The organism is Ruegeria lacuscaerulensis (assembly GCF_013033355.1).
Taxonomy (GTDB): domain Bacteria; phylum Pseudomonadota; class Alphaproteobacteria; order Rhodobacterales; family Rhodobacteraceae; genus Ruegeria; species Ruegeria lacuscaerulensis_A.
The window spans coordinates 64766-74387 of the sequence record NZ_WQDY01000016.1; the positions used below are offsets into that span (position 1 = coordinate 64766).

9 protein-coding genes are annotated in these 9622 nt (G+C 53.9%); 1 reads left to right on the forward strand and 8 read right to left on the reverse strand.

Annotation, left to right across the window (positions count from 1 at the left end; all coding sequences use genetic code 11):
* Window positions 1-295: 295 nt before the first annotated feature.
* From GOW48_RS20795 to GOW48_RS20825, 7 genes are all read right to left on the reverse strand, one after another.
* A complete protein-coding gene (locus GOW48_RS20795) occupies window positions 296-1558 on the reverse strand; it encodes an autotransporter outer membrane beta-barrel domain-containing protein (RefSeq protein WP_170756013.1) in 1263 nt (420 codons plus the stop codon).
* A 15-nt stretch (window positions 1559-1573) separates the two neighbouring features.
* Window positions 1574-3595: a hypothetical protein gene (locus tag GOW48_RS20800; protein WP_170756008.1), complete on the reverse strand. Its 2022-nt coding sequence runs from the start codon at window positions 3593-3595 to the stop codon at window positions 1574-1576.
* A complete protein-coding gene (locus GOW48_RS20805; protein ID WP_170555317.1) occupies window positions 3534-3947 on the reverse strand; it encodes a hypothetical protein in 414 nt (137 codons plus the stop codon). The genes GOW48_RS20800 and GOW48_RS20805 overlap by 62 nt, the downstream gene beginning before the upstream one ends.
* Complete coding sequence (locus tag GOW48_RS20810; RefSeq protein WP_170555315.1) at window positions 3944-4162, reverse strand: DUF3955 domain-containing protein; 219 nt, start codon at window positions 4160-4162, stop codon at window positions 3944-3946. Before GOW48_RS20810 ends, GOW48_RS20805 begins: the two co-directional genes overlap by 4 nt.
* A gap of 73 nt (window positions 4163-4235) precedes the next feature.
* A complete protein-coding gene (locus GOW48_RS20815; protein WP_170756428.1) occupies window positions 4236-4772 on the reverse strand; it encodes a hypothetical protein in 537 nt (178 codons plus the stop codon).
* Window positions 4756-5526: a hypothetical protein gene (locus GOW48_RS20820; RefSeq protein ID WP_170756010.1), complete on the reverse strand. Its 771-nt coding sequence runs from the start codon at window positions 5524-5526 to the stop codon at window positions 4756-4758. Before GOW48_RS20820 ends, GOW48_RS20815 begins: the two co-directional genes overlap by 17 nt.
* 42 nt (window positions 5527-5568) lie before the next feature.
* Window positions 5569-6084: a DUF805 domain-containing protein gene (locus GOW48_RS20825; protein ID WP_170756011.1), complete on the reverse strand. Its 516-nt coding sequence runs from the start codon at window positions 6082-6084 to the stop codon at window positions 5569-5571.
* 121 nt (window positions 6085-6205) lie between these two features.
* On the opposite strand from GOW48_RS20825, the gene GOW48_RS20830 reads away from it, so the two are divergent.
* Window positions 6206-6676, forward strand: coding sequence for a hypothetical protein (locus GOW48_RS20830; protein WP_170755956.1), 471 nt, complete (start codon window positions 6206-6208; stop codon window positions 6674-6676).
* A gap of 465 nt (window positions 6677-7141) precedes the next feature.
* Here GOW48_RS20830 and GOW48_RS20835 read toward each other — a convergent pair whose 3' ends face one another.
* The gene (locus GOW48_RS20835) at window positions 7142-9118 is read right to left on the reverse strand and encodes a bifunctional 2',3'-cyclic-nucleotide 2'-phosphodiesterase/3'-nucleotidase (protein ID WP_170388910.1); all 1977 of its coding nucleotides are present in this window, start codon (window positions 9116-9118) and stop codon (window positions 7142-7144) included.
* Window positions 9119-9622: the final 504 nt, after the last annotated feature.

The window sequence follows — 9622 nt, forward strand, 5'->3', positions numbered from 1 at the left end:
TTGGGATTGGGGGCGGGTCAAACAATAGGCCATTTAGGAGTGAGACCGCGTGGATAGGCAAAATTCCGTGTGGTACAAATTAAAGGTTTGCAAAACTCTAAGCCCGCTTTCCCATTCTAAGCAGTCACCTGACCAAAAGACTCAGATGACTGCCTTGAGCCCAAAGAAGACCTTGGATTTGTAAGTTCAGGCGGCGAGCTTCACGAGTGTCGTCTCTCAACTGACTTAATTAGCTGGTTAAAGTATTGCGGATATTTGATTTGCCTCGCAATCCAAGGCATCGACGGAAACCGAGTCAGAAACGCCAAGTGATCCTTAAGCCGCCACCGAATTCATCGCCGTTTGTATTTTTTTGGAAGACAACCCCCGCAGAAGCATCGACGGACGCGTTCACGGTCGTTGCAAGACCCAAGCCGACGGAGATTGCGTTCTCGCCTCGATGGGTGCCGACAAAAGACTGAGAAATGCCCGGGGACGTGGCAAAGGCCGCGTCAATTCCGTGTGTCTCGTCGGATGCAGCAAGAAAATCGTGTTCATAACGCATGAAGCCAAGAGGTATTAGACCACCAGCAAATGCCGGCCCAGTCACGTTGATGCCTACGCTTCCGATCAGACTATCCGCAGTTGCATTGTCTACCGCCAATGCGGTTGCCAAGTCGCCATCTTCAGTAAATCCGTCTTGTTCGTAGCGGGCGTAACCCAGACCGACCTCCGGTGCTAGATGCCAACCGCCACGTGATGGCAGGGCAGTGTATTCCGCGCGCGCAGCAATCTCGTATGTTGTATGATCATAGTTTGCCGTATGACGATTTACGCTTGAGCCAGTAACCGCGTCCCGGGTCGCGTCTGTGTCACCCCATGATACGCCAGCCATTCCCGAAAAAGACCAATTCGTCGACTCCACCACGCCGTACGCGCCGATGCTGAACGCGTCAGAGGAAAAGTCGAGCGTATCGGTCGAGGTTGTGTGATCTGTCATCGAATAAGTACCGTAACCAAGATAGGCGCCAAAGCGGCGACGATTGTCTGCCCAAATATCGGCGCCGAGGATGAACTGGTTAAGATCATAATCAAACCCTGCTAGCCTGCCATCGGCATCGACTTGCCCTCTGGTCAGACCAGCATCGAACCAGACATTCCGGCCTTCGTCGGTCAATCCCTCGATACGGCCATTGCCAGTGGCGCGCCCATTGGCGTTCGAAAGAACCATGTTGCGGCGCATATCGCTGTGCTCCAATGCGACAGTCATAAAAGAGGCATAGGCTTCCGGGTGCAGCGTGCTGACCTGTTGCAGGGAGTTGTAAGGAAGGCTTTTACCATTGGACGAGACCAACTGTCCAAGGTTTTGGGTATTTGTCGTCCCAGTTGCGGGTCCCAAGGTGTTTGTCACCGTGTTCGTGGAAATCACCCCACCGCCGGGTGCTGTGATCGTTGTGGTTACAGTTTGGGTCGCGCCGCCGCCCGACGGCGTGGTAACGACCGTAGTTGTTGTCTGATTGCCTGTATTTGGATTGGTGACAACGGACGTGGTTGTTTGAGGTGTGTAGGTGGAGGTGATGAATGGGTTATTTGTTTATCCGACGTCTATGAACGCTATGTCCACCTGATCGTCTGCGAGCGGGTCGTTCACGATGGAATACAATAGATTTGCCGGGAGCGTTGAACCGGCGGATGCCAAGTCCGTAGCCGTTGGAGTGCGCGGCCTCGCATCGTAGGATGCGGTGGTGCCAGGAAGTCCGATTGCCGGATTATTCAAGGCAACAGTGTAGATGCCGCTTACGCCGCCGGTCACATAATCTGCGGCACCGGCATTTTGGTCAGTTGCGAGTGGCACGAAAAAGACAGTGTCGAACCCCGTCAGACTTGGTGCAGTTCCTGCCACATTGGTGATCAGTTGCCCACTGTATCTCGTTGTTCCCGGAATGCAGCTACCCCCAGAGACCGAGCACTCGCCGGAGGGACTAATCCCGATGCGTACATTGTTGTCACCCGAGAACTGCGCTTGTTCTGCGTTCAGTCGTAAGCTTGCCAAACCCGGCGCGATGCTAGACGCAGGAGGCAATGCCCCAAAAAGGTCGATCGTGCTATCGTTAAGTCGTGCGACCATTGGACCACTCGGGCCAGCAAAAGACCCAAATGTGGCCAGCGAGCGCAATGTGCCGCCATCGACGTTCAGCGTATCGAGGCCAGAGTATACCTGCGATCCGGCGTCCATGAACGTTCCACCATTTACCACAGAGAGCGCAGACAAGTTGTCATAAAAGTCGCTTTGAGCACTCAAGCCGGAGATATCCAACGTCCCTTGATTTATTGCAATGTTGCTTGCGCGCAAGCCTGCGCCTACATCCATCAGCGTTGACGACGAAACGACTGTCGTGCCCGCGCGCACGTTCACCGTTAAATCGTCCGGCCCCGTCACAGAGCCGGCAACGGCAGAAGCCCCACTTTCGAAGCGCAGGGTGCTGTTTCCTGCGAATGTCAACGCGCTTGCGGCATTGTTGGAATCCTGAACACGAAACGTGGCGCCCGTTTCAAGAAGGATAGAGCCGTCAGTTATCTGAGGATCGGTCAATTGTAGCTCCGTCCCCGCACCTTCAAGGCGAAGCGTACCCCCCGTGATCTCAGAGGAAGGCGTAGCGGAGCCGTTCGACTTTGTTAAACCCAGAACCGAGTTGGATCGAAGTTGTAGCTCCGCACCCTGACCAACGGTCAACCAACTATCAAGAAACGGCTCGATGGTGGTGCCGACCAAGTCAAGGCGCGCCCCGTCTGCAACGTCGACAGTAAGCGGCACACCAAATATATGGTTGCTTCCCAAACGCAATTCGTTTGTTCCGCGTTCGGCTCTGATGAACGCAGGTCCGCCATCCGGCGAGTTCATTGAAAGGCGGGTTCCATCCCGAAAAATCAAATCGCTATTGCGAAGCGTAAGTCCACCGCCACGCCCGATACCGGCTGCGCCAAAGCCGAGACTCAGGTTGACGATCTGACCGGTCTGAGGACCAGCAGAACTTACCCCGTCCCGGATCGTCAAAGAGGTGTTCTCGAGCGTTAGTCGATCAAACAACAAAGTCGCTTGAACGTTTCCGGGGCCCGAAGGCGGATCGCGGAATGCAAACACGTCCAGGGCCGTTTTCCCTCCGTCGGTTCTCGTTGACCCAAAGAAAACATTCTCCCAAGAGCGATATACTGATCTGGAAAATGCAATTGATTCACGGGTTCGGAACCCCCCAAGTGCAAGCCCTGACATCGTGTCTGAGTCCCAGACCAGACCATCAAAGCGGCCAATGACGGGGTCCACAAAAACATCTGCAGCGCCGAGTGTACCGGTTGAGGTATTGGCGAGCGTCTCCGCGCAACCAAGGTTCAATCCTGTACCAGTGACGGCACTGCAATACCCTTGCGCCGCGGCTTCGCCAATAACACTAAACGTCAGGTAAAGCGCTGTTGTGCACACTAAACAAGCCTTGCGTCGTGGTGCGAGTTGTTTGTTTTTCATATTGCCTACCTCTGCCAGCGATGCGTGCGTGGCGCTAGTTACCCTCAGGAACCCAACCGCAATACGTATAAACCTGATAGATCGAAGTTCCGTCATCAAGCCCGTTGACAACCAACATGCGATTGTTGCTCAGGGGTGACAGCACCTGACGGTATTCATACGACGAGCCGTCGTAAGAACACTCAAGATCGACAATTTGCAGAGATGTCCCGCGCAGGGCCTGAACTTGCGCATAGGCGCAGTCCGCGTCATCCGATTTACGACCTTCATCGTCATAGATGACATAGCCTGCTCGAAGATCGCCATACTCTTCAGAGATTTGTGCACCATCTTCGCAACTCAGACCTTCTGGCACGTACAGGCCTGAAAAATGAACACCATCTGCGTTCGTTGGGCCGCACAGGCAAACCAGACAAAGGATAATCACGGCTTGGCTTTTAGTGTTCATTCGGAGGTCGTCCTCTGCTTCATGAACTTTGAAACGAGCGATCCCATTAGAGCAACAGCCCCTGCGAAGGTGAAAACCCAACCAAGGGCAAGGAGGTGGAAATGCTCCTGCAACACGCCATCTTCATCGACATAAGAGCCCTGAACCGCATATCCGGCCCAGAGCGCAAGGCCCAAGCCAAGCAACAAAAGGGAGATGAGTGTCAGCTTTCTCATGTGGCCTTACTCCGTTGGCATAGTTTGGGTGGCGAAAATCATTGCAGCGCTCTGGCAATGTTTCTCACGCGGGTCACTCCCACTCAGCGGCAGTTGTTCGCCATTTTTTCTCTTCGCTGTCCCAAATGCTGGCTGCCGCACAAGGTGTCGGATTGATACCGCCGCACTGCGAACCGTGGACGTCCGCTAGAAGGACCTTGCTCAGTCCCAGATCTGCCAAGTCCCAGCCCTGGTTCAACAAGGAATAGACTTTATCATGCACGAGAAAGTGCGACATGCATCCACCTGTTCCACAGTAAAGCGATGCGGCTGTCGAACAGGCGAACCCCCGCTCGTTCAGCACCCAATCGAGATATAGATCGCCGTCCAGATCGACCCGGTCAACGGCCTCCCATTCGAGGTAGACTGTGCCATTGTCGAACTCTGCGCAAGCTTGTCGGGCGGATTGTACTTTTTCCTGCAACTGTTCAGGCAGATCGGACACATCGGCGGACGTTGCCGGTGTGATTAAGGCAAGCCAGACTGCAATCCAAACTCCGAGACTCCTCAAGACTTTGGCCGTTCGTTTCTGCGAGCGTAACTCTGCCAAAGCATCAGTTACACTTGTCATAACGATAATCCCCATATTCCAACCAGTCCGCTCCCGCATCCTGGAAAATCAGGGCTTCTGATCTGTCCTCACCAAGAAGCGCAACAACGAACCCTTTCGGGGCTTCTGCATTGCCAAAGTAGCTGTAGGCGGTCATGGCCCGCGTCACCTCACCATTCACGGTGAGCAATGCATCCCATTCACCGTCCGGAGAGTTCAGGATCACGTATTCGATCTGGCGTTTCACGGCGCCGCCACCGCAATAGACTACGCCCTCCGGAGCCTCGGTGCTCGCGGTCTGCTGTGTCGCCCCGCCACAGGCAGACCTGAGCGACTTGATGGCCGCGCTCGAACCCGCCAAATCGAAGATCCCATAAGTGATGTCCTGATCGATCATAGAAAGATTGACCGAGGCATTTGCTGCCAATTGATCCAGAACGAAGCCGTAATCCTCCGCACTGTTGAACAAGATCTCGACGGGGTAGTTGTCGACGATCTGAGTGTCGGCGTTCTCTGGTCCGATCTGGAAGGCACCTGCTTCTGTCGTTCCATCCTTCATGAAACGGATCGATAATCCCTGCTTGGCCACAATGTCTTCGCTATCCTCATAGCCCGCGGGCACAAAACGGATACGGTCACATTGAAGTTCAAGAGTTGAGTCGCTGGATTGAATGAACGCATTTGCCGTCGGTCCGGCGACGAAAGTCCACTCTGCAAAGACTGGCGATGCGATGAGGCAGGCTACCGCAAGGGCCAATGATATCTTACTCTTCATTCCAGTTTCCTCTCTGTATCAAAAGCTAGCTTGGCAAATGTCCTACGCCACCGGCGGACCATACGCGTTGTCCCCGTCTTGCGACGGCCGGGTCAGCCACCAGATCATCATGACCGTCAAGACCAATTGCAGCGCCCAAACCACCATCATACCGGTCGCTCCGAGAAACGCCGCTGGTCCGCGTAGCACCTCTGGATCGTCAACACCACCTTCCAGTACGGTGAAGACCGCAACGCCGCTAAGAAGCGCAATCATGGTCGCAAACCCCAAGGCCATTGGTAGAAGAAGATACCATCCGGGGCGTCCGCTGTCGTGCAATCGGCGCCAGCCAGCAGCCAGCATTGGCAAAAAAATCGCAACTTGAAACAAGGGATTAAAGATACCCGTGCCTTCGCCGGTTTCTGGGTTGATGCCGAAAATTGCCCCGTCCAGGATCGAAAAGATGATGTTGCACAAGATAACGAATAGCACGAACCACCAGTATTCCGAACGAGTCGCCCGCCCCGAAAAAACGACATACTTCGAAAGACAGACCTTTATCGATTGTACAAATCCCATATCAAGCGTCCTTATCAGTGGCTTTGCTCATGTTGCCCCGTTATTCTTTAGTTATTTGTTTATGGGTCAAGCCATCGGCCACGGATTGTTCCGTCGCCTGACGCGGCTAAGCAGACGGAAAATGCCGATGTTTTCAACGCGCAATACGTTGACCTTCGCCATACTCATTGTGGCCGGAATCGCATTCTGGGCTGGTTCTGAGATACAGAAAGCCACCTATGTCGACCAATGCCTTGATCTGGGAGGGGGGCGAAACCCCGGCAACCATCCGATATGCGTGATCAATGCCTCAACAGCGCCGCTTCAGCTTGGTCCTATCCTCGTAACAGCGCAGGAAGTGATTAGGGGCGAAATACGCGAAGGTACGGATGGCCAGTCTCTTGTCGAGCTAAGCCTAATGCCAGGCGCTGCCGCTGCCCTTGCTGCATTCACCAAGGAATCTGTGGGTGGTTCGCTCGACATCAGAGTGGATGGAAACCTGCTTCGCTCGGTGAACATCATCGAAGGCGTCGAGGGAGACCAACTGATCATTCCTTTGACCAACGCAGACGCGCAGTCACTCTTCAAAAACCTTGGGCTGGTCGGGCTGTGAGCCAGGATTTGCATCTAAGTAGAGACCGGCGATTGGTCCAAAGTCAGCTGAGAAGCGCCAAAATGCTGCTGGACCCGCGGAGAGGATCGGCGGCTGTGTGATGTCGAGGTGTAAGTCTGGGCCAGAGATATGCGCAGTCCAACTGAATCGACTTCGAACAACCCTCAAATATTGCACGCGCGGCAAAAGTCCGGTTTCACAGGCAATAGCGCAACAACGCGCAGAGCAGTTGAACGGCAGGTTTGGGTTCAGTGCGGTCCTTGCCTTGTGCTAAGTGGATGGCGGCTCTGTCCGCACAGCGGTCATTGATGCACTGCGCAGCGAACGTCTGCTTTGAGCCCAAAGCAGACGTTCATTCTGACCACTGATAGCTTTTGAACATCGCAGACGGGCGGTCAGCATAAGCCAGATGGTAGCTGCTTTAGTTGACCCCCAGCTCCCCCAAAGTATGCAAATGAGATTGAACTAGAGCTTGATGCGGAAAGCCGCGAAACCGTCTGTGCCTTCTCCGGCGTCTTCGATTGAAACGCCTTTGACGTCGCCAATGTAGTCTCGGGCCTTTGGGCCGGTTTCGAAAAGAACGGTTGTGTTCTCAAGAGGCGCAAAGGACCAATTAGCGTCCGCTTTTGGGTTGATCGTTCCCTGTTCAACAATATAGCGCACAATGACGTCGCGATTGGTGTCTGGGGCCTCGAATACGATTGTATCACCCAGTGCGCCAGGGAACGAACCGCCGCCCGATGCACGATAATTGTTGGTGGCAATGATGAACTCCATGTCATCAGTGACCGGTTCACCTTGGAAGGACAAGTTCACAATTCGGGCTGCATCGGGATTCGCCACTTCGCCCTTTGGTCCAAAGCGCGACGGTTGTGACAGGTCGATCTGGTATGTCACACCATCCATTACATCGAAATTGTAAGACGGAAACTCAGGATTCAGTAGAACCGCGTCTTCTGAGCCTGACTCGATCGTGTTGAACATTCCGGCCGATCGCTCCAGCCAACCACGCAGCTGAACACCGTTCACTCGCACCGCGCGCACCGTATTTGGATAGAGATACAGATCAGCCACATTTTTTATAGCAACATCCCCAACCGGGACATCGGTGTAATAGTCGGGGCCTCCGCGACCACCCGCCTTGAACGGCGCCGCCGCTGACAGGATCGGCAAACCTTCATGCTCGGTGCCTTTTAGCATTTCTTCGACATACCATTTCTGCGCGATTGAAACGATCTGAACAGACGGATCATCAGCAACCAGCGCGAAATAGCTGTGCAATGGAGCAGATGTCTTGCCGACTGCTCGACGGACATAGGCGAGCGTTTCGTCGTGATCCTTCGCAACCGAGTCGAGAACCTTCTGATCGTCTCCGACCAAAGCGGTGATTGAGCGGTCTTCATTGCGTTGGGAAATCGCACGGGCCTCAGACGTAGTGGTAATCACACGCCACTCATTTCCTTCCCGTTCCAGCAGCAGATCCAGCAAACCAAGATGTGAACCCCAGAAGCCGCCCATGACAGCAGGTTTGCCCATAAGGGTGCCCTTTTCGACATCGATGCCGGGTCGGTCCGAAAATGTCGGCGAGGGGAAGACAAGGTGATTGTGGCCCGTGACCAACGCGTCGATCCCGTCAACACCCGCCAAAACGACTGATGCGTTTTCCATACCGTCGACATGATTGGCGTCACCGATCCCAGAGTGTGAAAGGGCGATGACTAGGTCACAACCTTGTTCTTTCATCTCTGGCACGTATGCCCGCGCGGTTTCGACGATATCGCGGGTTTGAACATTGCCTTCCAGGTGCTTTCGATCCCAGTTCATGATCTGCGGCGGCGTAAAGCCAATTACTCCAATTTTGATCGAGTGCTTAGTCCCATCGCCCATTTCGATTTCACGGTCGATGATTGCATAAGGCTTGATCAGCGTTTTGTCGTCACGCGGAGTTGCACCTTGTGCCTTTGAAACATTGGCCAAAACGACCGGGAACTCCGCACCCGCGAGTGATTTTTCCAGGAAATCCAGCCCGTAGTTGAATTCGTGATTGCCCAGAGTTGCGGCATCATAGCCAACGATGTTGAACGCGGTGATAATGGGGTGGGCGTCCCCTTCTTTCATGCCACGCTCATAGGCGATGTAGTCACCCATCGGGTTCCCTTGAAGAAAGTCACCATTGTCGACCAAGATCGAATTTGTTGCCTCAGAGCGAATTTCGTTGATGATCGAGGCCGTACGGGACAAGCCCACGGTGTCACGGGGTTTGTCAGCATAATAGTCATAAGGGAACACATGGACGTGGATGTCGGTTGTTTCCATAATGCGCAAATGCGCTTGGTTGTTGGCAGCCAAAACTGAAAAAGGATGCAAGGTGATCGCCGCTGCACTGGCTGTTGTTGCAAGAAACTGGCGACGCGAAATTGACGAGCGGCTGGAAAATGACATGGGTGACCTTTCGAATTGGCTGGCAACGAGAATTGTTGCCGCTTTTGCATAACGATCTTATGACAGTATTTCCTATCACATCTTGCAGACTTATTTCAGGGGTTTTGGACGAGCACCAAGCACCAACTCAGGGCAGTTGTTAAGTGATTGCGTCCGGTGAAACCAAGCTAGGAGTGTTTTGACAACGTATTTGCAAAATACTCAGTGCCATTTACCTTCGTCCGTGCGGCATTGACGGCGCTGAACTATTCTGAAGGTGGTCGCCGGAGCCAGTACTGGCCAGTGCGTTGCTCGAGCCCGCCAGTGACGTACGTTAACCAATAATCGGTGTAAACGACATTGCGGTTTTGCCTTCGCCTTGAGCCATGAAGGACACACACGCATGCACCTCTTGTTGCCGCGCGTACTCCGGACTTGAGACCCCGTGAAAGCTGTCTGTGAGCATTAGCCATCCGTCGATGCAGAGCAGGTGCTCGAAACATGTTTGGTGCCGCCGCTACTGAC